Raw genomic sequence first — 22,481 nt, forward strand, 5'->3', positions numbered from 1 at the left:
GGGTACTCCCGTAACCGACGCGAAACACGGTACGCACGCCGGGTGAAACCCGCGGTCGACACACTGTCGTCTGTACGAGGCCGCTGAGTTCATCGAGGCGACCTCGCCCCTGTCACCAGACCCGATGCGAGGTAACACCCAATGGACGCACCCGGAAACATCGCCTGGGGGGTCACTGCGACCGCCCTGGTTCTTCTCATGACGCCCGGAGTGGCGTTCTTCTACGGAGGCCTCGTCAAGGCCAAGAGTGTCGTCAGCATGATGATGATGAGCTTCGGTGCTCTCGGACTCGTCAGCGTGCTGTGGATCCTCTTCGGCTTCAACATGAGCGCCGTCGACTCCACGTGGGCGTTCGCCGGAAATCCCTTCAGCGACATCGCGCTGTCGGACCTCTCCTCCGGTGACGACGCGAACGTCGGACTGATCGGTGTCGCCTACGGCGCGACCTTCGCGATCATCACCGTCGCCCTGATCTCCGGCGCGATCGCCGATCGCGCGAAGTTCGGATCGTGGATGATCTTCGCGGGCCTCTTCGCCGCGCTCGTGTACTTCCCCGTCGCCGCATGGGTCTGGGGCGGTGGCTGGGTCTACAACCTCGGCTCGACGATCTTCGGCGAGGACAGCGGCGTCGCCGTGATCGACTACGCCGGTGGAACGGCCGTGCACATCAACGCCGGTGCGGCAGCACTCGCGCTCGCCATCGTCCTCGGCAAGCGCATCGGCTTCCAGAAGGGCATCCTCAAGCCGCACAACGTGCCGCTGACGCTCCTCGGTGCGGCGATCCTGTGGTTCGGATGGTTCGGCTTCAACGCCGGCGCTGAGTGGCTCGCCGAGGACATGGGCGGTGTCGGACTCATCGCGATCAACACGATCGGTGCGACCGCTGCCTCCGTCATCGGCTGGATCATCATCGAGAAGATCAAGGACGGCAAGCCCACGTCCGTCGGTGCTGCTTCCGGCGCCGTCGCGGGTCTCGTCGCCATCACCCCCGCCTGCGCCAACCTCACGCCGGGCTGGGCTCTGCTGCTCGGCCTCGTCACGGGTGTCGTCTGCGCCTTCGCGATCGAGCTCAAGTTCAAGCTCGGCTTCGACGACTCGCTCGACGTCGTCGGCATCCACCTCGTCGGTGGCCTCATCGGAACCATCTACCTCGGCTTCTTCGCGACCGAGACGGGTCTCCTCCTCGGCGGCGGTGTCGAGCAGCTGACCGTTCAGGTCATCGCGGCGCTGGGCGTCATGCTCTACTCCCTCGTCGTCGCCTTCATCCTCGGCTTCGCGATCGAGAAGACCATCGGCTTCCGCGTCAAGAACGAAGACGAGATCGCCGGTGTCGACACCGTCGTGCACGGCGAAGAGGGCTACCTCCTCGTCGAGGAGCGCGAGCGGGTCTGACCTTCGCAGAACACGAGTGAGGGCGTCGCGGCGGAGCCGCGGCGCCCTTGCCGTATGTGGCATCGTTGCGGGATGGCATCCCGCAACGGCATCCTGAGCTTCCTCACCGGCCTGTTCAGGCCGCAGAGAGGCACACAGACCCGTACCGCACAGGTCACACGGGGCCGGGCCAACACGGATGCCACGATCGAAGTCGCGCCACCGCCGCGGAACGGACTCCGAATAACCTACGCACCCCACAAAGACGGCGACCCCGACGCGGGCGAGATCGTCTGGACCTGGGTTCCCTACGTCGAGAACGACGGACGCGGCAAGGATCGACCCGTCCTCGTCATCGGGCGGGAGAGCGATGACCGCGTGTACGCCGTCAAGCTCACGAGCCGACCCCACGAAGGCCAGCGTGACTTCTTGCCGCTGGGTGCGGGGGAGTGGGACGCGAAGGGCAGACCGTCGTGGGTCGACATCGACCAGCTCTACAGCGTGCACACGCGAGGCATGCGGCGCGAGCCATCCGTTCTCGATCTCGACCGCTTCACGCGCGTAGCATCAGCGCTGCACCAGCGATACGGCTGGCCCGTCGGGAACTGACGACGACGAGTCGCGGGGGACTTCGGTGGGGCGGAGTGCGAGCCGTGTCTGCGTCTGCGCAGCGCCGCCGTCGTTCTTCAGCCTCCGGAGCAGGCGATCGAGCACCGCGGTGTCGCGTGCTCGCACGTGGATCAAGTAGTCGTAGGGGCCGGTGACGTGGACGGCGTCGAGAACTTCGTCGACAGTGTCAGCCCAGGCGAGGAAGCCCTCGGAGTCCTGGTTCTGGTCGAGGCGCACGTCGATGAACGCTTCGAGACCTCCCGGATGTTCCGGTACGTCGGTTCCGAGAATGGCCTGATATCCGCGAATCACGCCGGTGCGTTCCAGTCTGCGCACGCGCGCGACGACGGCGTTGGTGCTCAATCCGACTTCGCGGCCGATGGCACTGAACGAAGCCCTGCCGTGGCTGCGCAGGATGCCGATGATCTTGTCGTCCAAGTGGTCCACGTGGCGAATCCTCTCACACCCACAGCACAATCGCTCAGTCCGTCAGGACGCCCTCGGGAACACTGCTCCCTATGGACTACTTCGCTGCGCTCGGTGCAGGGCTGCTTACGGGATTTGCGCTTGTCGTCCCGCTCGGGGCCATCGGGGTTTTGGTCATCCGAGAGGGGACGACCCGCGGCCTCGCGAGGGGGATCCCCGCCGCTGCCGCCGTCACCAGTGTGGATGTGCTCTGCTGCACCGCCGCGTTGGTGGCGGGGTCGGTCCTCGCGCCCCTCGTCGCCGGATGGATGCCGTGGCCGCAGGTCGTCGGTGGAGCAACCCTCGTCGCCATCGCAGTGTTCGGGATCATCCGCACGACGCGGCAGCCAGCCGATGCATTCGTCACGGGAGGTGTCGAGGGCGGACCGCACGGGCGTCGCTACGCCCTGTTCTTCGGACTGACCGCGAGCAACCCTGCGACGCTGATCTACTTCGCGGCCGTTGTCACAGGTCTCTCCTCCGTCGCCAGCTCTCCCGTGACGATCGCTCTGTTCGTGACGGGCGTCGCGATCGCCTCGGGCGTGTGGCAGATCCTGCTCGTGGCGGCGGGCGCCGCTCTCCGATGGAAGTCCGGCGCGCGGTTCCGACGGGTCACTTCCCTCGTCGGCAACGGAGCCGTCGCCGTCCTCGGTGCGGTCATGATCGCCGGTGCCGTCTTCTGACACCCCCTCTCCGACTCAGCGGCGACCTGCGGCGTGCGCGATGCGGCGATCGAGGTGGCGCTGCTCCGTCGGGTTGGCCGCGAGCGCGCGGGCGCGACCGAGCGCGTCGCCTGCGGCATCCACCCGTCCTGCTCGAAGCAGCAGCTCTCCTCGAGTGGACCAGTACAGGTGGTAGCCGTCCAGGGCGGCGATCTCATCGAGGGCGACGAGTCCCGCCTGCGGGCCGTCTGCCATCCCGATCGCGACCGCCAGGTTCACCGAGATGACCGGCGACGGCGTCATGGACTGGAGTCGTCGGTACAGCGACACGATCATCGACCAATCCGTGTCGGCGAACTCGCGCGCGTTCGCGTGACACGCGGCGACGGCGGCCTGCAGTTGATAGGGACCGGGCTGATTCCGGCTGGCAGCAGCGCGGAGCACGCGATTCCCCTGCTCGATGAGGGAGAGATCCCAGCGTGTCCGATCCTGATCCTCCATCAGAACGATCTCGTCCGACGCGAAGCGCGCGTCGTTGCGCGCCTGCGTGAACAGCTCCAGTGCGAGGAGCCCTTCCGTCTCGGGATCGCGCGGGTGTTCGCGCAGCAGCATCGCGGTGAGCCGTGTCGCTTCGGCCATGAGGTCGATCCGGGCGCCGTTGCCTCCCGCTCGGGCGAGATACCCCTCGTTGAACGTCAGGTAGAGGATGCTGCGGAGTGCGTCGACCCGCTCAGCGAGCGACGACGGCAGCGACAGGGGGATGCCGGCATCCCGGATCTTGCGTTTTGCCCGCACGATCCGCTGCGCGAGTGTCGCCTCGGGGAGGAGGAACGCAGCGGCGATCTCCGCGGTCGTGAGCCCACCGACGAGCCGGAGCGTCAGGGCGACCTGCGCCTCTGTCGATAGCGCCGGGTGACAGCAGAGCAGCATGAGTCGGAGACGCTCGTCTCCCACGCGATCGTCGTCCACGATGAGCTCCACCTCCTCCTGGTCGTGCAGTTCGTAGGCGTGCGGTTCCGTCACCGCCAGATCGACGGCGACCGAACGCTCACGTCGCTGAGCCGCGGCGCGGCGACGAATCCGATCGATCGCACGATTGCGCGCCACGGTGTAGAGCCACGCGGCGGGATTGTCCGGCACGACCGTCCAATCGAGCGCTTCGATGAGTGCCTCCTGCACGGCATCGTCGGCGAGGTCGACCCCGAAACGCACCGCGAGGAGAGCGAGCACCCGCCCGCTCTCCTCGCGCGCGAGCCTTGTGAGCTCCCGAGAGAACTCGGTCACACGGCAAGGCCTTCCGGCAGGGGACGCACTTCGATCGAGCCGGCGGGAAGCGGAATGTCACGGGCGACGGCGAGGGCGGCATCGAGGTCGGGCACGTCGATGATGTAGTAGCCGCCGAGCACCTCCTTCGTCTCCGCGAAGGGTCCGTCGACGATCGTGTCCTGCCCTTCCGCAACGCGCCTGATCGTCGTGGCCGTCGAGCTGGGCGCGAGGGCGTTCCCCGCGACGATGACCGCCTCGTGCGCCTCGCTGAACGCCGCCCACGGGGCCATGTACTCCTCGAAGCCTGGGTCTTCGGGGCCCGGCTCGGGGTACTCCTCACCGAACAGCAGAACCATGTATTGCATCGTCTCTCCTTCGAACATCAGGTGCCGAACGGGCAGATGCGAGCCGCACCCGCCTTCACGTGTATGACGCAGCGGCGTGTGCAGATCGACAGCATTCGCGAGAATTTTCTCGTGTGTCGGCCGGAAAGGCGAGGTCGTCGCAGGCTGAACAGAAGAATGCCTGACGAACGAGGAGTTGTGGTGGGCGATGCCGGACTCGAACCGACGACCTCTTCCGTGTGAAGGAAGCGCGCTACCAACTGCGCCAATCGCCCATGACCGCGAGCGGTCGAGAGTCGATGCTACCGGAAACGCGCGACCCCGACGAACGCCGAACCGTGTGACACGCGCGGCACGCTCTCGGTTTGGCACGACGCAGGGGATCAGCTAAAGTCATTCAAGCGCCCGGAGGAATCCGGGAGCATGCGGATGTAGCGCAGTTGGTAGCGCATCACCTTGCCAAGGTGAGGGTCGCGAGTTCGAGTCTCGTCATCCGCTCGAGTGCAGAGGTCTCCCTTCGGGGGATCACGGCACGTGGGGTCAAACCACACGGTGGCGTGGCCGAGCGGCTAGGCACCGGCCTGCAAAGCCGTTTACACGGGTTCGAATCCCGTCGCCACCTCTCAGCCATAACTGAATAGCCCATACGGGCGCGATTGGCGCAGCGGTAGCGCGCTTCCCTGACACGGAAGAGGTCACTGGTTCGATCCCAGTATCGCGCACAGATAGAAGCCCTCGGTTCGCCGGGGGCTTCTTCATTCCCCACTCATGTGGAGATACCGTGGCCATGAAAGCCGCCGACGACACCGGGAGACACGACGTGAGAATCACCAAGATCGCACCAGCCCTGCTTCTGGCCGTCGGCCTCGGGATCGTGAGCCTGACGGGATGCACCGCCGGCTCGGCACCCGCCTCCAGCGCAGCCCCTTCCACGTCGACGTCTCAGGAGTCCTCGGCAGCTGAGGAGACAGAGGACCAGCCCGTCGCCGCGGCGTGCGCGACGGCTGTCGAGTCGGTGTCCGACATCCAGGCAGGACTGACGGACGTGTCGACGGACGCGAGCGAGGGCAACTTCGCCGCGGTGGCGGAGAAGCTCGGCACGCTGCGCGAGCGCATGGAGACTGCCGCCGGCGCCGTCGGCAATGCCGACGTGGAAGCCGCGCTCGCGACGATGGCCGAGAAGGTCGGTGCCTTCGCCGACGTCTTCGCCGGAGTTCCCGACGGTGACCTCGCCGCCCTGGGTGCGAAGGCCGAGGAGATCCAGAGGCTGTCGCAGGAAGTCGCCGACGCAGGCCAGGCGCTGAGCGAAGTCTGCACCGGCTGAGGCCTGTGACGCGCGGAGGACCATCCGCCCATGGACGCTGACGGCACCGAACTCATCGCGGTGATCCGACACCGGCTTCGCGGCGCAGCCGACCCGTCGCGAGCGGCTGGTCAGCAGGCCTACATGAAGTCAGAGATGCCGTTCCTCGGCGTGGGCGTTCCCGAGGTGCGGCGGATCACGCGAACAGTGCTCCAGCCCGACGCAGACGTCGACCACCTTCGAACGGCCGCGCTGGCGCTGTGGGACGAAGCCACGCATCGCGAGGAGCGCTACGCCGCGATGGCAATCCTCGACGCCCGCCAACTGCGAGGATCGTGGACACTCGTGCCCGTCATCGAGCACATGGTGCGAACGGGTCGATGGTGGGACTACACGGACGAACTCTCCCACCGCCTTGCCGACCTCCACGATGCTTTCCCGGCCGAGACCGCAAGCCTGGTGCGGGAGTGGAGCACCGACGATGACATGTGGATGCGGCGGATCGCGATCATCTCTCAGCTCGGACGCCGCGACCGCGTCGATGCCGAACTCCTGGCATCCGTCATCGACCCGAACCTCTCCGACCCGCAGTTCTTCGTGCGGAAGGCGATCGGCTGGGCGCTGCGCGAGTACGCGCGTGTCGCACCCGATTGGGTCTCGGAGTACGCGGCGACGCACGCGCTCAGTCCGCTGAGCCGACGCGAGGCCCTCAAGCACCTCCCGGGCGTGTGATCCGGCGATCACCGACGCCGGTAGCCTTGTCACCAAGCCACCAACTGGAGTTTTTCGTGACAGACGCCGCCCGCCCGTCCGACGTGGAGTATCCCGCCGACGGCTTCGCTCTTTTCCCCGATCGATCCGTCGTCGCCCTGCGCGTCAACGGCGAGCTCAAAGACCTCGCCACAACGGTCACCGAGGCCGACGCGCTCGAACCCGTCACGATCGACAGCCCCGAGGGCCTGTCCATCCTGCGTCACTCGGCGGCGCACGTCCTGGCCCAGGCGGTGCAGCGGATCAACCCGCAGGCGAACCTCGGGATCGGCCCCCCGATCACCGACGGCTTCTACTACGACTTCGGGGTCGAGCACCCGTTCACGCCCGAAGACATCAAGGCCATCGACAAGGAGATGCAGCGCATCGTCCGCGAGGGCCAGCGATTCGTCCGCCGTGTCGTCACCGACGACGAAGCACGCGCGGAGCTCGCCAACGAACCGTTCAAGCTCGAACTCATCGGCCTCAAGGGCGGCGCGTCGTCGACGGAAGGTGCATCGGTCGAGGTCGGCGCGGGCGAGCTCACGATCTACGACAACGTCAATCGCGACGGCGAGGTCGTGTGGAAGGACCTGTGCCGCGGCCCGCACCTGCCGAGCACCCGGATGCTCGGCAACGGCTGGGCCCTGCAGCGGATCGCCGGCGCGTACTGGCGGGGGAGCGAGAAGAACCCCCAGCTTCAGCGCATCTACGGTACGGCGTGGCCCACGAAGGACGAACTGCGCGCCTATCAGCAGCGCCTCGAGGAGGCCGCCAAGCGCGACCACCGCAAGCTCGGTAAGGAACTCGATCTCTTCTCGTTCCCCGACGAGATCGGCTCGGGCCTGTCGGTATGGCACCCCAAGGGCGGCACCGTCCGGGGTGAGATGGAGCAGCACGCACGCCGCCGTCACATCGAGGGCGGCTACACCTACGTCTACACGCCGCACATCTCGAAGCAGGACCTCTTCTTGCAGTCGAACCACCTCGTGACGTACAAGGAGGGCATGTTCCCGCCCATCGTCATGGACGAAGAGCGGGATGCCGACGGCAACGTCACGAAGCAGGGCCAGGACTACTACCTGAAGCCCATGAACTGCCCCATGCACATCCTGATCTTCAAGGAGCGCGCGCGCAGCTACCGCGATCTGCCGATGCGTCTCGCCGAGAACGGCACCGTCTACCGCAACGAGCTGTCGGGCGCCCTACACGGGTTGACGCGCGTCCGCGGCTTCACTCAGGACGATTCGCACCTGTTCGTCACGCCCGAGCAGCTCGAAGGCGAAGCCACCCGCGTTCTCGAGTTCGTCATCTCGATGCTCCGTGATTTCGGTCTCGACGACTTCGAGCTCGAACTTTCGATGCGCGACGACGAGAAGTCGAAGTGGATCGGCTCCGACGAGTTCTGGGAGTACTCGACCAACGCCCTTCGCAACGTCGCTCTCGCGAGTGGACTGAAGCTCACGGAGGTTCCTGGCGAGGCCGCGTTCTACGGCCCCAAGATCGACCTCAAGACGAAGGATGCCATCGGCCGCACGTGGCAGCTGTCGACCGTGCAGGTCGACCCGAACCTGCCCGAGCGCTTCGAGCTCGAATACACCGATCGCGACGGTCAGAAGAAGCGGCCGATCATGATCCACCGCGCCCTCTTCGGCTCGATCGAGCGGTTCTTCGCGATCCTGCTCGAGCACTACGCGGGCGCGTTCCCCGTGTGGCTCGCGCCCGTCCAGGTCGTCGCGATTCCTGTCGCCGAAGAGTTCGCGGACTACCTCCAGGAGATCGTCGCGCAGCTCTCCGTCGCGGGGGTCCGCGCAGAGCTCGACCACAGCGCCGAGCGGATGCAGAAGAAGATCCGCACGCACACGACCCAGAAGGTGCCGATCATGCTCATCGCGGGCGAGCAGGACCGCTCGGCCGGCACGGTGTCGTTCCGCTTCCGCGACGGAACGCAGGAGAACGGCATTCCCGTGGCCGACGCCGTCCGTCGCATCCGCGAAGCCATCTCGGCGCACACGCTCGTGAACACCGCGGAGGACCTCGCGTGACGCCGGGGGAGGACTCCACCCCCGAACTCATGGAGGGTCTCGCCGGCGTGCCGGACGGGTTCCAGCGCCTGTGGACGCCGCACCGGATGGCCTACATCAACGCCGGCGCGCAAGTGCTCCGCGACGCGTGTCCGTTCTGCGCCGCGCCGCAGAAGAGCGACGAAGACGGACTCATCGTCGCGCGCGGCGAAACCGCGTACGTTCTGCTGAACCTCTTCCCGTACAACTCAGGCCACCTGCTCGTGTGCCCCTACCGCCACGTCGCGACCTACGATCAGGCGACGCCGGAAGAAGTCGCCGAGATCGGCGCCTTGACACAGCAGGGCATGCGCGTCCTCCGCCGGGTCTCACGGTGCGACGGCTTCAACATCGGCATGAACCAGGGCGCCGTGGCCGGGGCGGGCGTCGACGAGCACCTGCATCAGCACATCGTTCCGCGATGGAGCTCCGACGCGAACTTCTTCCCGATCATCGCGCAGACGAAGGCGCTCCCTCAGCTCCTCGGAGACGTCCGCACGACGGTCGCCGACGCCTGGAACGACTGATCCGGATGCCGGTGCTCAGCGTACGCGCGTGATGTCGAACTGCAGTCGGGGATGGGCGTACGCCTCCTGCGACTCGACGAGCTGAAGCTCGCGCTCGCCTGACCGCCACGTGTTCTCGAGGAGGTCGAAGACGCTCGACGCCGTGCGGGCGAGCGCCGTCTCGGCATTCTTCGTCTGTACGTAGTGCGCCGTGAAGAGAGCTGCGGTCACATCGCCCGAGCCGTTGGCCTTCATGGGGAGGAGCGGCGTCTGCACGATCCACGCACCCTCGTCGTTCACGACCATCATCTCGATCGTGTCGGGATCGCGGTCAGGGCGCTCGACGCTCGTGACGAGCACCGTCGAGGGGCCCATGGCACGCGCGGCATCCGCGGAGTCGAGAGTCGAGGCGATCGTGTCGGGTTCGGTGCCCGTCAGGAAGCCCAGCTCGAACTGGTTCGGCGTGATGATGTCGGCCACCGGCACGACCTTCTCGCGCAGCAGGATCGGGATGGCCGGGGCCACGAAGCATCCCGACTTCGCGTTCCCCATGACGGGGTCGCACGCGTAGACCGCGTCGGGGTTGGCGGCCTTCACACGCGCGACGGCGTCGATGATCACATCGCCGATTCCCTCCGAGCCCTGGTATCCCGAGAGCACGGCGTCGATGCGCGGGAACGCCCCGCGCTCCTCGATGCCCGTGATGACATCGGCGACGTCGGATGCCGGGATGAGCGGCCCGCGCCATGCGCCGTAACCCGTGTGGTTGGAGAAGTTCACCGTGTACACCGGCAAGACCTCGACGCCGATGCGCTGGAGGGGGAACACCGCCGCCGAGTTGCCGACGTGCCCGTAGGCGACGGCTGACTGGATCGAGAGGATCTTCACCGGTCGATCATCCCACTTCGCGAAGGGCTGCCCGCCCTCGGGCCGCATCGACGGACGCGAGGAGGTCATCGGCGAGTTGCTCGGCCGCGTCGTCGTCCAGGTCGTGCACTGTCACACGGAGGCGTCTCGACGCCTCGAGCTCCGAGAGCACGAAGTCCTCGCCGCTGCGCGCAAGCCACCCGCGGCGCATGAGCTGCTCCGACACTGCTCGGGCGGGAGCGGGGAGAGGCACCCACAGGCTGAGGCCGTCTCCCGGTGAGACGGGGAGACCGCGCGCAGTGAGGATCTCGGCGAAGGCGTCGTTGCGATCAGCGTAATGTGCTCCCGCCGCGGAGATCTGATCAATGACGTCGCGGTCCGTCACGAGGGCGTGCACGAGGCGCTGCAGCAGATGGCTGACCCACGTTGTGCCGGGTGTGAGCCGCATCGCCAGCCGGTCGGCCGTTTCGGGATCGGATGCGGTGACAGCGAGGCACATATCGGGCCCCAAGAACTTGGACACCGACCGCACGACCGCCCACCGTCGGTGATCGGGTCCGATGAGCGACTGGTAGGGCATGCGCGACAACATCGAGAAGTGATCGTCCTCGATCACGAGGACGTAGGGATGATCCACGAGAACCGCCCGCAGCGCCGCCGCGCGCTCGGGCGTGAGACTCGCTCCCGTGGGATTCTGCGCGCGGGGAGTGCACACGACGGCACGGACGCCCTGATCGATCGCTGCGCGGAGGCCGGCGACTGTCATCCCCTCATCGTCGACGGCGACAGGAATCGCGCGGTAGCCGCCCAAACGCACCGTGTGGATGCTCGTGAGGAAACACGGATCTTCCAGAGCCACAGCGTCGTCGCGCGTGAGCGCCTGGGCGAGAAGGCGCTCGACAGCGTCGGCAGCACCGCTCGTGATCGTGAGGCGACGGTCCGCGGGGGAGTCCGACATCCACTCCTGCGCCCACGTCTCCAGGCCCGGATCGATGACCGGCTCGCCGTAGAGGACGGGCCGCCCGCCCATGCGAGCCAGCGCAGAGGACGGATCGGGGATGAGGTCAGGGTCGGGGTTCCCCGTGCCGACATCGCGCAGGACGCTGTCCCACGCGAAGCCTTCCTGCGCGACGGGGGTCGCACCAGAGACGCGCGTGCCCCCGCGCCCGCGCGTTTCGACGAGGCCCGCTTGCGTCAGCTGCCGGTAGGCGGCGACCGCCGTGTTGCGGTTGACCCCGAGCTCGTCCGCGAGCGACCGGACGGACGGCAGCGCGTCGCCGGGCCGGAGCGCACCGCGCTGCAGCAGATCGCGCAGGCTGTCGGCGATCTCCGCCGCCGTCGTCCCCGTGATGTCGAGCGCCATGCGAGTCCTCTCCACAGGCCGATCCTACGTACCGGCACATGATATCTTTTGGCCTAGGTCAAATCAGGTGATGTCCGGCGGCATGCTCGCGGCATCCGGGGAAAGGGAATGCACATGACGACTGCCGACACCGGGACCGACCGCGTCAAGCGCGGCCTCGCGGAGATGCTCAAGGGCGGCGTCATCATGGACGTCGTCACGCCCGAGCAGGCGAAGATCGCGGAGGACGCCGGCGCTGTCGCCGTCATGGCGCTCGAGCGGGTTCCCGCCGACATCCGCGCAGAGGGTGGCGTCTCGCGGATGAGCGACCCCGACATGATCGACGGCATCATCGAGGCCGTTTCGATCCCCGTCATGGCGAAGGCCCGGATTGGCCACTTCGTCGAGGCGCAGGTGCTGCAGGAGCTCGGCGTCGACTACATCGACGAGTCCGAGGTCCTCTCGCCCGCCGACTACGTCAACCACATCGACAAGTGGAAGTTCACCGTCCCGTTCGTCTGCGGCGCGACCAACCTCGGCGAGGCGCTCCGCCGCATCACCGAGGGCGCCGCGATGATCCGCTCGAAGGGCGAGGCCGGCACGGGAGACGTCTCCGAGGCGACCAAGCACATCCGCAAGATCCGCGGTGAGATCAACGCCCTCCGCTCCCTGTCGAAGGACGAGCTCTACGTCGCGGCGAAGGAGTTGCAGGCGCCCTACGACCTCGTCGCCGAAGTCGCCGAGACAGGAACGCTCCCCGTCGTCCTCTTCGTCGCGGGCGGCGTCGCGACGCCCGCGGATGCCGCCATGATGATGCAGCTGGGCGCCGACGGCGTCTTCGTCGGATCCGGCATCTTCAAGTCGGGGAATCCCGCCGAGCGGGCCGCCGCCATCGTCAAGGCCACGACCTTCTTCGACGACGCCAAGGTCGTCGCAGACGTCTCGCGCGGACTCGGCGAGGCGATGGTGGGCATCAACGTCTCCGACCTTCCCGCGCCCCACCGCCTCGCCGAGCGGGGCTGGTGACGACCGCCGCACGCGTCGGCGTGCTCGCGCTCCAGGGCGACGTGCGCGAGCACGCACGGGCGCTCGGTCATCTGGGTGCACACGTCACCCTCGTGCGACGGCCGGAGGAGCTCGCGCAGGTGGACGGCCTCGTGATCCCCGGCGGAGAGTCCAGTGTCATGGACAAGCTCGCCCGCGCCTTCGGGATGCAGGAGCCGCTCCGCGCGGCGATCACCGACGGGCTCCCGGTCTACGGCACGTGCGCAGGCCTCATTCTCCTGGCGGATCGGATCACCGACGGCATCGTGGGACAGGAGACCTTCGGCGGTCTCGACATCACCGTGCGGCGCAATGCGTTCGGCGGTCAGATCGACTCGTTCGAGACAGACCTGGCCGTTCCCGCCATCGGCGCGGCATCCGTTCACGCCGTCTTCATCCGTGCCCCCATCGTGGAATCCGTGGGGCCGGATGTCGAACCGCTCGCGGTCCTCGAGGACGGTCGCATCGTCGCCGTCCGACAGGGCGCCCTCCTCGGCACCGCGTTCCATCCCGAGGTCACAGGAGAGCTCGGATTCCACCGGCTCCTCCTCGACCTCGCCTCGCAACGCGCGGCCTGACCCGGGTCACGCACACGTGCTGTCCTAGAATGGACAGCCGGCGGGTTCCGCCGCGAAGCATCCAGGAGCAATATGTCCGGACACTCCAAGTGGGCAACGACCAAGCACAAGAAGGCCGTCATCGACTCGCGTCGTGCCAAGTCGTTCGCCAAGCTCATCAAGAACATCGAGGTCGCCGCGAAGCTCGGCGGGCCCGACCTTTCGGGAAACCCGACACTGTACGACGCCGTGCAGAAGGCGAAGAAGACCTCCGTCCCGAACGACAACATCGACCGCGCGATCAAGCGCGGTGCCGGCATCTCGGGCGAGTCGGTCGAGTACCTCAACATCGTCTACGAGGGCTACGGACCCAATGGCGTCGCCCTCATGATCGAGTGCCTCACTGACAACAAGAACCGTGCCGCGGCCGAAGTCCGCACGGCGCTGTCGCGCAACGGCGGTACGCTCGCCGACCCCGGCAGCGTCGCCTACAACTTCACGCGCAAGGGCGTCATCGTCGTTTCCGGTGAAGGTACGACCGAAGACGACGTCATGCTCGCGGTCCTCGATGCGGGGGCCGACGACGTCGAGCCGCATGCCCAGGGCTTCGAGGTCATCACCGAGGCGACCGACCTCGTGTCCGTGCGCACAGCGCTCCAGGGGGCGGGCATCGACTACGAGTCGGCAGATGTCGAGTTCGTCCCGAACCTCAAGGTCGAGGTCGACGCGGACACCGCCCGCAAGGTCTTCCGCCTCATCGACGCCCTCGAAGACAGCGACGACGTCCAGAACGTCTACAGCAACTTCGACCTGACACCCGAGGTGCAGGCCGAGCTCGAAGCCGACGACTGACCGACGGATGCCGCGCGCCTGACCGGCGTCGCGGACGCGCTCGCCTACCGTGACGTGGTGACCACATCGCGCGGACCCCTCCGTGTGCTCGGCATCGACCCCGGGCTCACTCGCTGCGGCGTCGGCGTCGTCGACGTGGCTCGCGACCGCTCAGCCGTGCTCGTCCACGTCGGCGTGGTGCGATCCGATGCGGGCGCCCCGATCGAGGAGCGCCTCGCGACGATCGCCGCGGGGATCAGGGCGGTCGTCGATGAGCATGACCCCGCCGTCATCGCCGTGGAGCGCGTCTTCGCGCAGCACAACCGCCACAGCGTCATGGGAACGGCCCAGGCGAGCGGTATCGCGTTGCTCGTCGCGGGGGAGCGCGGAATCCCCGCGGCGACCCACACCCCCAGTGAAGTCAAGGCCGCCATCACGGGCTACGGGAGCGCCGACAAGCGTCAGGTTCAGGCGATGGTCGCCCGCGTGCTCCGACTCGATCAGCTCCCTCAGCCCGCCGACGCCGCCGACGCTCTCGCACTCGCTCTGTGCCACGCGTGGCGGGGCGGTTCTCCCGCTTCATCCGACGCGCCGCTCACCCCCGCGCAGCGCGCGTGGGCGGATGCCGAACGGCTCGCCCGGCGCTGACGAACGCGTGTCGGTCGAACAAATCTCCGAAGCGCGACGATAGGCTCGACGCATGATCTCTTCGCTCCGGGGCACGACCGTGCACGTGGACTCCGACAGCCTCGTGGTCGAGGTCGGCGGCGTCGGACTGTCGGTCGCGGTTCCGGTTCAACTGGCCCGCAGCGCCCGCACCGGCGAACCGATCGCGCTTCACACGAGCCTCATCGTCCGCGAGGACGCCCTATCGCTCTTCGGGTTCGAGACGCGCGAGGAGCTCGCTGTCTTCTCGCTTCTTCTCGGCGTCACGGGCGTCGGCCCGAAGTCCGCTCTCGGGGTACTCTCCTCGCTCACCGTCCCGCAGATCGCCCAGGCGGTATCCGACGACGACGACGCTCCGTTCCGGCGCGTCTCCGGTATCGGTCCCAAGACGGCGAAGCTCATCGTCGTGCAGCTGGCAGGCAAGATCGAGCCACCGCGCGTCTCGACGGGGGCACGTCCCGGGGGAGCCGGGCACAGCACGGTCTCCGTGCAGGTCGTCCAAGCCCTCGTCGGACTCGGATGGTCGGAGCGCGTTGCGACGGAGGCCGTCGCCCTCTCGGTGGAGAAGGCCTCCGATACCGACGCTTCCTCCGTCCCTGCCCTTCTGCGCGTGACACTCGCCGCCCTCGGCCCCGCACGGAAGGAGTCCGTCGGTGGATGAGCTTCGCGATGCCGATGAGCCCGTCGACGAGGGAGAGCTCGCGATCGAGGGCGCGCTTCGCCCTTCGTCACTCGCCGAGTTCGTCGGTCAGCAGAAGGTCCGCGGACAGCTGCAACTGCTCCTGGATGCCGCGCGCATACAACAGCGCCCCGCCGACCATATCCTCCTCTCGGGCCCCCCAGGACTCGGCAAGACGACGCTCGCGATGATCGTCGCGCACGAGAGCGAACGGCCGCTGCGGCTCTCGAGCGGGCCCGCGATCCAGCACGCAGGCGATCTGGCCGCCCTCCTTTCGAGCCTCACGCCCGGCGAGGTGCTGTTCATCGACGAGATCCACCGCATGGCGCGATCCGCGGAAGAGATGCTGTACCTGGCGATGGAGGACTTCCGCATCGACATCATGGTCGGCAAGGGCGCCGGCGCAACGAGCATCCCCCTCGATCTCGCTCCTTTCACACTCGTGGGCGCGACGACGCGATCGGGCCTCCTCCCCAATCCGCTGCGCGATCGCTTCGGCTTCACGGCGCACCTCGAGTACTACGAGCCCGCCGAGCTCGAGCAGGTCATCGGACGTTCGGCGGTCATGCTGGGAGTGGAGCTCCCGCCGGTCGCGCGTGCCGAGATCGCCCGCCGGTCCCGAGGAACGCCGCGCATCGCGAATCGACTCCTACGCCGAGTGCGCGACTACGCGCTCGTGCATGGCGATGGCGACGTCGCCACGACCGAGTCCGTGCACGCTGCGCTCGAACTCTACGATGTCGACGCGATCGGACTGGACCGGCTCGATCGTGCCGTGCTCGACGCCGTCGTCCGCCGCTTCCGCGGGGGTCCCGTCGGTCTCTCCACTCTCGCCGTCGCGGTGGGAGAGGAGTCAGACACGATCGAATCCGTCGTCGAGCCGTACCTCGTGCGGATCGGCTTCCTGGGCCGCACTCCGCGCGGCCGGATCGCGACGGCCGACGCCTACACGCACCTCGGCGTGGCGCATGCGGAATCGGTGCTGAGATTCGATGACCTATAATCGCTGGAGGATTCCCTCCTCCCACCCTGCCAGGCACCGCCGCGATGGCGCGCGCCTCACCCGAAAGGTGCTCCTGCTCCCATGAGCTTCGCGGACTTCTTCGCCAATTACGGCCTCATCATCCTTCTCGTCCTCCTCCTGATCTTCATGTTCTGGAGCTCCCGACGCCGGATGCAGAAGCAGAAGGCCGAGCAGGAGGCGAAGGCGCGCCAGACCGTCCCCGGCGCAGAGGTCCTGCTGCAGGGTGGTCTGTACGGCACTGTCGTCGAGTACGACACCGAGAACCTCGACCAGCCGGCCATCATCGAGATCGCTCCGGGCGTTCAGATCAAGGTCCACAGCCAGGCGATCCTCCGCATCGTCGACCCGGCGGAGGGATTCGTCACGGAAGACGAGTTCATCGAGGCCGAGGAGTCCGAGGCGGAGTACATCGCCGGTGTCGCGGACGGCGAGATCACCTCGATCAGCGACGACCGCGCGCGAGCCGCCGAGGACCACCCGCGGTCGCCCGGTGACGACAAGAAGCCCGAAGCCTGACCGGTCGCTCGCGACCCCCCGAGAGAGCGACTGATCGTGGCGACACCCACCCCCGTCCGTCATGCCTGGCGAGCCCTTCTGGGCCTCGTCATCACGACCGCCGTACTGTTCGGCATCAACGCCCTCGGCGTCTACGTCTTCACCGATGAAGACGGCGCCGGACAGAGCTCCTGGTCACCCGAGCTCGCGCTCGACCTCCAGGGTGGAACGCAGATCGTGCTGCAGGCGCAGACGCCCGACGGCGCCGCCCCCACTGAAGAGCAGATGAACCAGGCCGTGACGATCATCCGTCAGCGCGTCGACGCCTCCGGTGTCGGCGAGGCGGAAGTCGCGACGCAGTCCGGCAACCAGATCGTCGTCCAGATCCCCGGGCAGGCCGACGAGGCGACGCGCGAGCGCATCGAGGCCTCCGCCCAGCTGCAGCTCCGCGCTGTGCTCGTGGCCGGCTCGCCCGCGACATCCTTCGTGGGGGAGGACGGCGAACAGACGCCGTACCCGACCCCCGATCCGACACTCCAGGCGACGCCGTCCGCCGCTCCCACCAATGGCAGCGACACGAGCTGGGTCACCCCGCGCCTCGAGGCCGAGTTCCTCGCGTACGACTGTGCCGACACGACCAACGACCCCGCGAACGCACCTGCCGACGAGCCGCTCATCACGTGCGACCCCGAAGGAACCGTCAAGTACATCCTCGGCCCGGTCGAGCTCGACGGGTCATCGATCTCGGATGCGACCTTCGGACTGCAGCAGACCGACGGCCGCTGGGCCGTCAACCTCGTCTTCGACGGCGACGGCACACAGGTCTTCGGCGAGATCAGCCAGCGTCTCTACGGAGCCCAGCCGCCGCTCAACCAGTTCGCGTTCGTCCTCGACGGCTACGTTCTGTCCGCACCGTCGATGAACGGTGTCATCCTCGACGGAAAGCCGTCGATCACCGGCAGCTTCACGCAGGAGACCGCCCAGGTCCTCGCCGACCAACTCAAGTACGGTGCCCTGCCGCTGAGCTTCGCGGTCGTGAGCTCCGACACGATCTCGGCGACGCTCGGTTCGCAGCAGCTCCAGATCGGGCTCATCACGGGCCTCATCGGTCTGATCCTCGTCGCGCTGTACTCGCTGATCGTCTACCGAGCACTCGGTACCGTCATCATCGCGTCGATCATCGTGATGGGAGTGCTCACGTACATCGCGCTGTGCATCCTGGCGTGGCGCATGGGCTTCCGCCTGTCGCTCGCCGGTGTTGCGGGCATCATCGTGTCGATCGGCTTCACGGCGGACTCGTTCATCATCTACTTCGAACGAATACGAGACGAGCTGCGAGACGGCAAGTCGATCACGGGTGCCGTCGAGGACGGGTGGGACCGCGCGAAGCGCACCATCTACATCTCGAAGTCGATCAACGTCCTCGCGGCCGTCGTGCTCTACATCCTCGCCGACGCGACGGTCAAGGGCTTCGCGTTCACGCTCGGTCTGACGACGCTCATCGACGTCTTCATCTTCATCCTCTTCACGCACCCCGTCATGCAGCTGCTGGCGCGGACCAAGTTCTTCGGTTCCGGCCATCCCATGTCGGGGATGGATCCGAAGGCGCTCGGTGCCGTGTACCGAGGCCGCGCGCAGTTCCGCGCACCCTCGGCACCGCCGTCGGGCAGCGGCGCGGGCCGCCGCGCCGCCAAATCCCGCAGTGAGGCGGTACGCCGTCAGACCATCGCCGAGCGCAAGCAGGCGGAGCTCAGCGGAGCTGATGCCACGAGACCCGGTACATCCGGCAAGGAGGGAGACGACTGATGCGCTCCATGAGCCAATTCGGTAACGACCTCTACACAGGCAAGACCTCGCTACCCTTCGTGGCGAAGCGTCGTCTGTGGTTCACGATCGCCGCGATCCTCGTGATCGCCTCGGCCCTCGTTCCGCTCTTCCGACCCATCCAGCTGTCGATCGAGTTCACCGGCGGATCGCAGTTCACCGTCACGAGCCTTTCGAACCCCGTCCAGGCCGATGCGACGGAGGCCGTGCAGTCGGTCGTACCGGATGCCACGACCAAGGTGACGACGATCGGCGGCGTCGCGGTCCGTGTTCAGACCGACCAGATGACGGACGCCGAGACGCGCGAGGTCACCGTCGCTCTGGCGGAGAAGTTCGGCGTCCCCGAGACCGAGGTCGCCGCGTCGTTCATCGGACCGACCTGGGGCGCGGACGTCACGCGGCAGTCCTTGTGGGGACTCGCGATCTTCCTCGCGCTCACCTTCCTGATCCTCGCCCTGTACTTCCGAACGTGGAAGATGTCCGTCGCAGCCATCATCGGCCTCGTCGACGTGCTCATCATCACGATCGGTGTGTACTCGGTCTTCGGTTTCGAGATCTCGCCCGCCGCGGTCATCGGCTTCCTGACGATCCTCTCGTACGGTCTTTACGATACGACGGTCGTGTTCGACAAGATCAGGGAGAACACGATGGAAGACGGAGAAGTGTCGGGCCGCACGTTCGGGGAATCGGTGAACCTGGCGGTCAACCAGACCCTCGTTCGCTCGATCAACACGACGGTCGTGGCGATTCTGCCCACGGGCGCGATCCTGTTCATCGGAGCCCTGTGGCTCGGTGCCCAGACGTTGACCGACATCTCCCTGTCGATCTTCGTGGGAACGATCGTCGCGGCCTACTCGACCGTCTTCGTCGCTGCACCGCTGTACTCGCTTCTCCGTGAGAACGAGCCGGCCATCAAGGCGCGCGATGCGCGCGTGCTCGCGGCGCGCGAACTGGCCCTGACGAACGCCTGAGGAGCCGGGCCCGCCAGTCGGGCGTAGGATTGCCGGACGCGGGGGAGGAGGGCTCATGACGGAGACCTTTCCTCCTGCGCAGACGTCGAGTCTGCGTAGGCTCGTCCCGCGAATCTTCTCCCGTGCGGCGCGGCGCGATGATGTCGAACAGCTCTTGCGGACGGTGCGCACGCACCATCCCAAGGGAGATCTGTCGATCATCGAGCGCGCCTACGGCGTCGCGGAAGGCGCTCACCGGGGTCAAACGCGACAGAGCGGTGAGCCATACATCACCCACCCTCTGGCGGTCGCCCAGATTCTCGCGGATCTCGGTCTCGGGCCGAAAGCGATCGCGGCAGCGCTCCTGCACGACACCGTCGAAGACACGGGCTACGACCTGGACACCCTCACGGCCGAGTTCGGCGACGAGGTGTCGATGCTGGTCGACGGCGTCACGAAGCTCGACAAGGTCAAGTACGGCGAGAGCGCCCAGGCCGAGACAGTCCGCAAGATGATCGTCGCGATGTCGAAGGACATCCGCGTTCTCCTGATCAAGCTCGCCGACCGGCTCCACAACGCGCGCACCTGGGGATTCGTCCCCCCTGCGAAGGCCGCGAAGAAGGCCACGGAGACCCTTGAGATCTATGCGCCGCTGGCGCACCGCCTCGGCATCCAGACGATCAAATCCGAGCTCGAAGATCTGTCGTTCGCAGTTCTGCATCCCAAGCTCTACGCCGAGATCGACTCGCTCGTGAAGCAGCGCACACCCCAGCGCGAAGAGTACGTGCAGAACGTCATCGACGCCGTCGACGGCGACTTGCGTGAGCTGCGCATCCGTGGTCGCGTCATGGGGCGACCGAAGCAGCTGTACTCGGTCTATCAGAAGATGGTCGTGCGCGGCCGCGAGTTCGACGACATCTACGACCTCATCGGCATCCGTGTCCTCGTGGGCAGCGTGCGCGACTGCTATGCCGTCCTCGGGTCGATCCACGCGCGCTGGACGCCGCTCCCGGGCCGTTTCAAGGACTACATCGCCACACCCAAGTTCAACCTGTACCAGTCGCTGCACACGACCGTCATCGGCCCCGGTGGCCGCACGGTCGAAATCCAGATCCGCACGAACGAGATGCACCAGCAGGCGGAGTTCGGTGTTGCGGCGCACTGGAAGTACAAAGAGCGGATGAGCGGCGGGAAGCCCGATGCCAAGTCGGTCGACACCGACATGGCCTGGCTCGCGCACATCTCCGACTGGCAGGCCGAGACCGCCGACCCCGGAGAGTTCCTCGATTCCCTGCGGTTCGAGATCGGGGCCAAGGAGGTCTACGTCTTCACGCCGAAGGGACGCGTGATCGGGCTTCCCGCCGGCGCGACGCCCGTCGACTTCGCGTACGCCGTGCACACCGAGATCGGGCACCGCACGATGGGTGCCAAGGTGAACGGCCGCCTGGTCCCTCTCGAGTCGGAACTGACGAGCGGCGACGTCGTCGAGGTCTTCACCTCGAAGAATCCCGACGCGGGCCCGAGCCAGGACTGGCTCGGCTTCGTCCGCAGCACGCGTGCACGCAGCAAGATCCGCGGCTGGTTCACGAAGGAGCGTCGCGAGGAGGCGATCGAGCAGGGCAAGGAGGCGATCGCCCGCGCGATGCGGCGGCAGAATCTGCCGTTGCAGCGCCTCATGAGCCAGGACTCCTTCTCGGAGGTCGCGGAGCAGCTGCGCTACGAGGACGTCTCCGCGCTCTACGCCGCTGTCGGCGAGGGCCACGTGTCGACGCAGTCTGTCATCGAGAAGGTGACGGCGCTCGTCAGTGCGAACGACACGTCTACCGGCCCCATCGACATTCCGCAGATCGGTCGCTCGCGGGCTCCTCGCGGGGGCGACTCCGGTGTGCTCGTGCGGGGCTCACCCGACATCCTGGTGAAGCTCGCCAAATGCTGCACGCCCGTCCCCGGCGACGACGTCATGGGCTTCGTGACGCGCGGCAGCGGCGTGTCGGTGCACCGCACCGACTGCACGAACGTCGCCTCGCTCTTGAAGGACCCGGAGCGCGTCATCGACGTGGAGTGGGCCCCGACGACCAAGAGCGTCTTCCTCGTCCAGATCCAGGTCGAGGCTCTCGATCGGTCGGGTCTGCTCAGCGACGTCACGCGCGTCTTGAGCGAGCACCACGTCAACATCCTGTCGGCGAGCGTCTCGACCACCAACGACCGGCTCGCGCTGAGCAAGTTTGTCTTCGAGATGGGCGACATCGTCCATCTCGACAGGGTGCTCAACGCCGTGCGTCGCATCGACGCCGTCTACGACGTCTACCGCGTCACCTCCTCCTGAGCGGCGAGGAGCTTCGCGAGCAGCGCGATGCCCGGACGACGATTCCGGATGCCACGATGCTCGGCGAGCCACGCCTCGGCCTGCTCTCCGACGCCCGGCACATCGTGCAAGAGGGTCTGCGCGACTTCGGTGTGCGCATGGTCGCCGATCCGCACGAGGTCTGCGAGGGTTCGGGCCGGCGTCGTGACCCAGACACCACCGATCAATTGCAGGTCGTCGAGTGGGAGCGCAACGTCGCGGTACACGAGGCTCACGCCGATGACGGCGTGAAGTCGGCGGCGGACCGCTCGCTGCACCGTGTGTCGCACCGGTGGGACGAGAGCGGCACCGTGGACCCAGGCGGCCGTGAGGTGCGTCGCGGCCAGAGTGTCCTTCAGCACATACCGTAGCGAGCCGGCGCGCAGCGCTGCCGTCTCGACGGCATCCGCCGGGATGTACGCATCACCGAGTTCGACGACGTGCCCGTCAAGGCGCGCCGCCGACAGTTCGGCGATCGAGAGGCGTTCATCGGCGAAGTACAAGAAGGGTGAAGGCACC

23 protein-coding genes and 4 tRNA genes are annotated in these 22,481 nt (G+C 67.2%); 20 read left to right on the forward strand and 7 right to left on the reverse strand.

Translation table 11 applies throughout. The features are described 5' to 3' along the window. The first annotated feature begins 141 nt into the window (after positions 1-141). Positions 142-1,392, forward strand: coding sequence for an ammonium transporter (locus FBY39_RS12975; RefSeq protein ID WP_141932682.1), 1,251 nt, complete (start codon positions 142-144; stop codon positions 1,390-1,392). 72 nt (positions 1,393-1,464) lie between these two features. Next, on the forward strand, positions 1,465-1,980 hold the full coding sequence (locus FBY39_RS12980) for a type II toxin-antitoxin system PemK/MazF family toxin (protein WP_141932683.1): 516 nt from the start codon (positions 1,465-1,467) through the stop codon (positions 1,978-1,980). Here FBY39_RS12980 and FBY39_RS12985 read toward each other — a convergent pair. Continuing rightward, complete coding sequence (locus FBY39_RS12985) at positions 1,939-2,427, reverse strand: Lrp/AsnC family transcriptional regulator (protein ID WP_141932684.1); 489 nt, start codon at positions 2,425-2,427, stop codon at positions 1,939-1,941. The genes FBY39_RS12980 and FBY39_RS12985 overlap by 42 nt on opposite strands. 71 nt (positions 2,428-2,498) lie before the next feature. Between FBY39_RS12985 and FBY39_RS12990 the strand changes: the two genes are divergently transcribed. Beyond that, positions 2,499-3,128: a hypothetical protein gene (locus FBY39_RS12990; protein ID WP_141932685.1), complete on the forward strand. Its 630-nt coding sequence runs from the start codon at positions 2,499-2,501 to the stop codon at positions 3,126-3,128. Between the two features lie 15 nt (positions 3,129-3,143). Here FBY39_RS12990 and FBY39_RS12995 read toward each other — a convergent pair whose 3' ends face one another. From FBY39_RS12995 to FBY39_RS13005, 3 genes are all read right to left on the reverse strand, one after another. Next, complete coding sequence (locus FBY39_RS12995; RefSeq protein WP_222115691.1) at positions 3,144-4,391, reverse strand: RNA polymerase sigma factor; 1,248 nt, start codon at positions 4,389-4,391, stop codon at positions 3,144-3,146. Continuing rightward, on the reverse strand, positions 4,388-4,738 hold the full coding sequence (locus tag FBY39_RS13000) for a YciI family protein (RefSeq protein WP_160133128.1): 351 nt from the start codon (positions 4,736-4,738) through the stop codon (positions 4,388-4,390). The genes FBY39_RS12995 and FBY39_RS13000 overlap by 4 nt, the downstream gene beginning before the upstream one ends. Before the next feature lie 178 nt (positions 4,739-4,916). Next, positions 4,917-4,992: transfer RNA gene (locus tag FBY39_RS13005), tRNA-Val, on the reverse strand. Between the two features lie 150 nt (positions 4,993-5,142). Between FBY39_RS13005 and FBY39_RS13010 the strand changes: the two genes are divergently transcribed. The 7 genes from FBY39_RS13010 (at position 5,143) to FBY39_RS13040 (ending at position 9,360) form a co-directional block, all read left to right on the forward strand. Beyond that, a tRNA-Gly gene (locus tag FBY39_RS13010) sits at positions 5,143-5,215 on the forward strand. A gap of 53 nt (positions 5,216-5,268) precedes the next feature. Then, positions 5,269-5,339 (forward strand) — tRNA-Cys (locus FBY39_RS13015). A 28-nt stretch (positions 5,340-5,367) separates the two neighbouring features. Beyond that, positions 5,368-5,439 (forward strand) — tRNA-Val (locus tag FBY39_RS13020). 98 nt (positions 5,440-5,537) lie between these two features. Further along, positions 5,538-6,041 (forward strand): hypothetical protein, encoded by a 504-nt coding sequence (locus FBY39_RS16475; RefSeq protein WP_160133130.1) that lies wholly within the window; start codon positions 5,538-5,540, stop codon positions 6,039-6,041. Positions 6,042-6,071: 30 nt separating this feature from the next. After that, positions 6,072-6,752, forward strand: coding sequence for a DNA alkylation repair protein (locus FBY39_RS13030; RefSeq protein ID WP_141932687.1), 681 nt, complete (start codon positions 6,072-6,074; stop codon positions 6,750-6,752). A gap of 56 nt (positions 6,753-6,808) precedes the next feature. After that, complete coding sequence (gene thrS, locus FBY39_RS13035) at positions 6,809-8,815, forward strand: threonine--tRNA ligase (protein WP_141932688.1); 2,007 nt, start codon at positions 6,809-6,811, stop codon at positions 8,813-8,815. A 29-nt stretch (positions 8,816-8,844) separates the two neighbouring features. Then, entirely contained in the window at positions 8,845-9,360 is a 516-nt protein-coding gene (locus FBY39_RS13040; RefSeq protein WP_141934195.1) for an HIT domain-containing protein, read from the forward strand. Between the two features lie 15 nt (positions 9,361-9,375). On the opposite strand, the gene pdxY is transcribed toward FBY39_RS13040, so the two are convergent. Continuing rightward, positions 9,376-10,227 (reverse strand): pyridoxal kinase PdxY, encoded by an 852-nt coding sequence (gene pdxY / locus FBY39_RS13045; RefSeq protein WP_141932689.1) that lies wholly within the window; start codon positions 10,225-10,227, stop codon positions 9,376-9,378. Between the two features lie 7 nt (positions 10,228-10,234). Continuing rightward, positions 10,235-11,569 (reverse strand): aminotransferase class I/II-fold pyridoxal phosphate-dependent enzyme, encoded by a 1,335-nt coding sequence (locus FBY39_RS13050; RefSeq protein WP_141934197.1) that lies wholly within the window; start codon positions 11,567-11,569, stop codon positions 10,235-10,237. A 114-nt stretch (positions 11,570-11,683) separates the two neighbouring features. Here FBY39_RS13050 and pdxS point away from each other — a divergent pair, with 114 nt between their 5' ends. The 10 genes from pdxS (at position 11,684) to FBY39_RS13100 (ending at position 21,944) form a co-directional block, all read left to right on the forward strand. After that, positions 11,684-12,574 (forward strand): pyridoxal 5'-phosphate synthase lyase subunit PdxS, encoded by an 891-nt coding sequence (pdxS, locus tag FBY39_RS13055; RefSeq protein ID WP_141932690.1) that lies wholly within the window; start codon positions 11,684-11,686, stop codon positions 12,572-12,574. Next, the gene (gene pdxT / locus FBY39_RS13060; RefSeq protein WP_141932691.1) at positions 12,568-13,170 is read left to right on the forward strand and encodes a pyridoxal 5'-phosphate synthase glutaminase subunit PdxT; all 603 of its coding nucleotides are present in this window, start codon (positions 12,568-12,570) and stop codon (positions 13,168-13,170) included. Before pdxS ends, pdxT begins: the two co-directional genes overlap by 7 nt. Before the next feature lie 72 nt (positions 13,171-13,242). Beyond that, the gene (locus FBY39_RS13065) at positions 13,243-14,001 is read left to right on the forward strand and encodes a YebC/PmpR family DNA-binding transcriptional regulator (RefSeq protein ID WP_141932692.1); all 759 of its coding nucleotides are present in this window, start codon (positions 13,243-13,245) and stop codon (positions 13,999-14,001) included. A gap of 57 nt (positions 14,002-14,058) precedes the next feature. Further along, a complete protein-coding gene (ruvC, locus tag FBY39_RS13070) occupies positions 14,059-14,628 on the forward strand; it encodes a crossover junction endodeoxyribonuclease RuvC (RefSeq protein ID WP_396652280.1) in 570 nt (189 codons plus the stop codon). Between the two features lie 52 nt (positions 14,629-14,680). Beyond that, a complete protein-coding gene (ruvA, locus tag FBY39_RS13075) occupies positions 14,681-15,307 on the forward strand; it encodes a Holliday junction branch migration protein RuvA (protein ID WP_141932694.1) in 627 nt (208 codons plus the stop codon). Next, positions 15,300-16,328 carry a Holliday junction branch migration DNA helicase RuvB gene (ruvB, locus tag FBY39_RS13080; RefSeq protein WP_141932695.1) on the forward strand — a complete coding sequence of 343 codons (1,029 nt, stop codon included), beginning with the start codon at positions 15,300-15,302 and terminating at the stop codon, positions 16,326-16,328. Before ruvA ends, ruvB begins: the two co-directional genes overlap by 8 nt. Positions 16,329-16,409: 81 nt before the next feature. Then, complete coding sequence (gene yajC / locus FBY39_RS13085) at positions 16,410-16,865, forward strand: preprotein translocase subunit YajC (protein WP_141932696.1); 456 nt, start codon at positions 16,410-16,412, stop codon at positions 16,863-16,865. Between the two features lie 36 nt (positions 16,866-16,901). Further along, on the forward strand, positions 16,902-18,650 hold the full coding sequence (secD, locus tag FBY39_RS13090) for a protein translocase subunit SecD (RefSeq protein ID WP_141932697.1): 1,749 nt from the start codon (positions 16,902-16,904) through the stop codon (positions 18,648-18,650). Further along, a complete protein-coding gene (secF, locus tag FBY39_RS13095) occupies positions 18,650-19,639 on the forward strand; it encodes a protein translocase subunit SecF (RefSeq protein ID WP_141932698.1) in 990 nt (329 codons plus the stop codon). Before secD ends, secF begins: the two co-directional genes overlap by 1 nt. A 55-nt stretch (positions 19,640-19,694) precedes the next feature. Next, positions 19,695-21,944 carry a bifunctional (p)ppGpp synthetase/guanosine-3',5'-bis(diphosphate) 3'-pyrophosphohydrolase gene (locus FBY39_RS13100; RefSeq protein ID WP_141932699.1) on the forward strand — a complete coding sequence of 750 codons (2,250 nt, stop codon included), beginning with the start codon at positions 19,695-19,697 and terminating at the stop codon, positions 21,942-21,944. On the opposite strand, the gene FBY39_RS13105 is transcribed toward FBY39_RS13100, so the two are convergent. Further along, positions 21,923-22,480, reverse strand: coding sequence for a hypothetical protein (locus FBY39_RS13105; RefSeq protein WP_141932700.1), 558 nt, complete (start codon positions 22,478-22,480; stop codon positions 21,923-21,925). The genes FBY39_RS13100 and FBY39_RS13105 overlap by 22 nt on opposite strands. Between the last annotated feature and the right edge of the window lies 1 nt (position 22,481).

This window comes from Microbacterium sp. SLBN-146, from assembly GCF_006715145.1.
Classification (GTDB): domain Bacteria; phylum Actinomycetota; class Actinomycetes; order Actinomycetales; family Microbacteriaceae; genus Microbacterium.

Excerpts from the sequence above, each read along its gene's own strand:
- FBY39_RS12975 (WP_141932682.1), top strand. The coding sequence starts at position 142 with ATGGACGCACCCGGAAACATCGCCTGGGGGGTCACTGCGACCGCCCTG.
- FBY39_RS12980 (WP_141932683.1), top strand. The coding sequence starts at position 1,465 with ATGGCATCCCGCAACGGCATCCTGAGCTTCCTCACCGGCCTGTTCAGG.
- FBY39_RS12990 (WP_141932685.1), top strand. The coding sequence starts at position 2,499 with ATGGACTACTTCGCTGCGCTCGGTGCAGGGCTGCTTACGGGATTTGCG.
- FBY39_RS13000 (WP_160133128.1), bottom strand. The coding sequence starts at position 4,738 with ATGCAATACATGGTTCTGCTGTTCGGTGAGGAGTACCCCGAGCCGGGC.
- FBY39_RS13030 (WP_141932687.1), top strand. The coding sequence starts at position 6,072 with ATGGACGCTGACGGCACCGAACTCATCGCGGTGATCCGACACCGGCTT.
- FBY39_RS13040 (WP_141934195.1), top strand. The coding sequence starts at position 8,845 with ATGGAGGGTCTCGCCGGCGTGCCGGACGGGTTCCAGCGCCTGTGGACG.
- FBY39_RS13050 (WP_141934197.1), bottom strand. The coding sequence starts at position 11,569 with ATGGCGCTCGACATCACGGGGACGACGGCGGCGGAGATCGCCGACAGC.
- pdxS (WP_141932690.1), top strand. The coding sequence starts at position 11,684 with ATGACGACTGCCGACACCGGGACCGACCGCGTCAAGCGCGGCCTCGCG.
- FBY39_RS13065 (WP_141932692.1), top strand. The coding sequence starts at position 13,243 with ATGTCCGGACACTCCAAGTGGGCAACGACCAAGCACAAGAAGGCCGTC.
- ruvA (WP_141932694.1), top strand. The coding sequence starts at position 14,681 with ATGATCTCTTCGCTCCGGGGCACGACCGTGCACGTGGACTCCGACAGC.
- yajC (WP_141932696.1), top strand. The coding sequence starts at position 16,410 with ATGAGCTTCGCGGACTTCTTCGCCAATTACGGCCTCATCATCCTTCTC.
- secF (WP_141932698.1), top strand. The coding sequence starts at position 18,650 with ATGCGCTCCATGAGCCAATTCGGTAACGACCTCTACACAGGCAAGACC.
- FBY39_RS13100 (WP_141932699.1), top strand. The coding sequence starts at position 19,695 with ATGACGGAGACCTTTCCTCCTGCGCAGACGTCGAGTCTGCGTAGGCTC.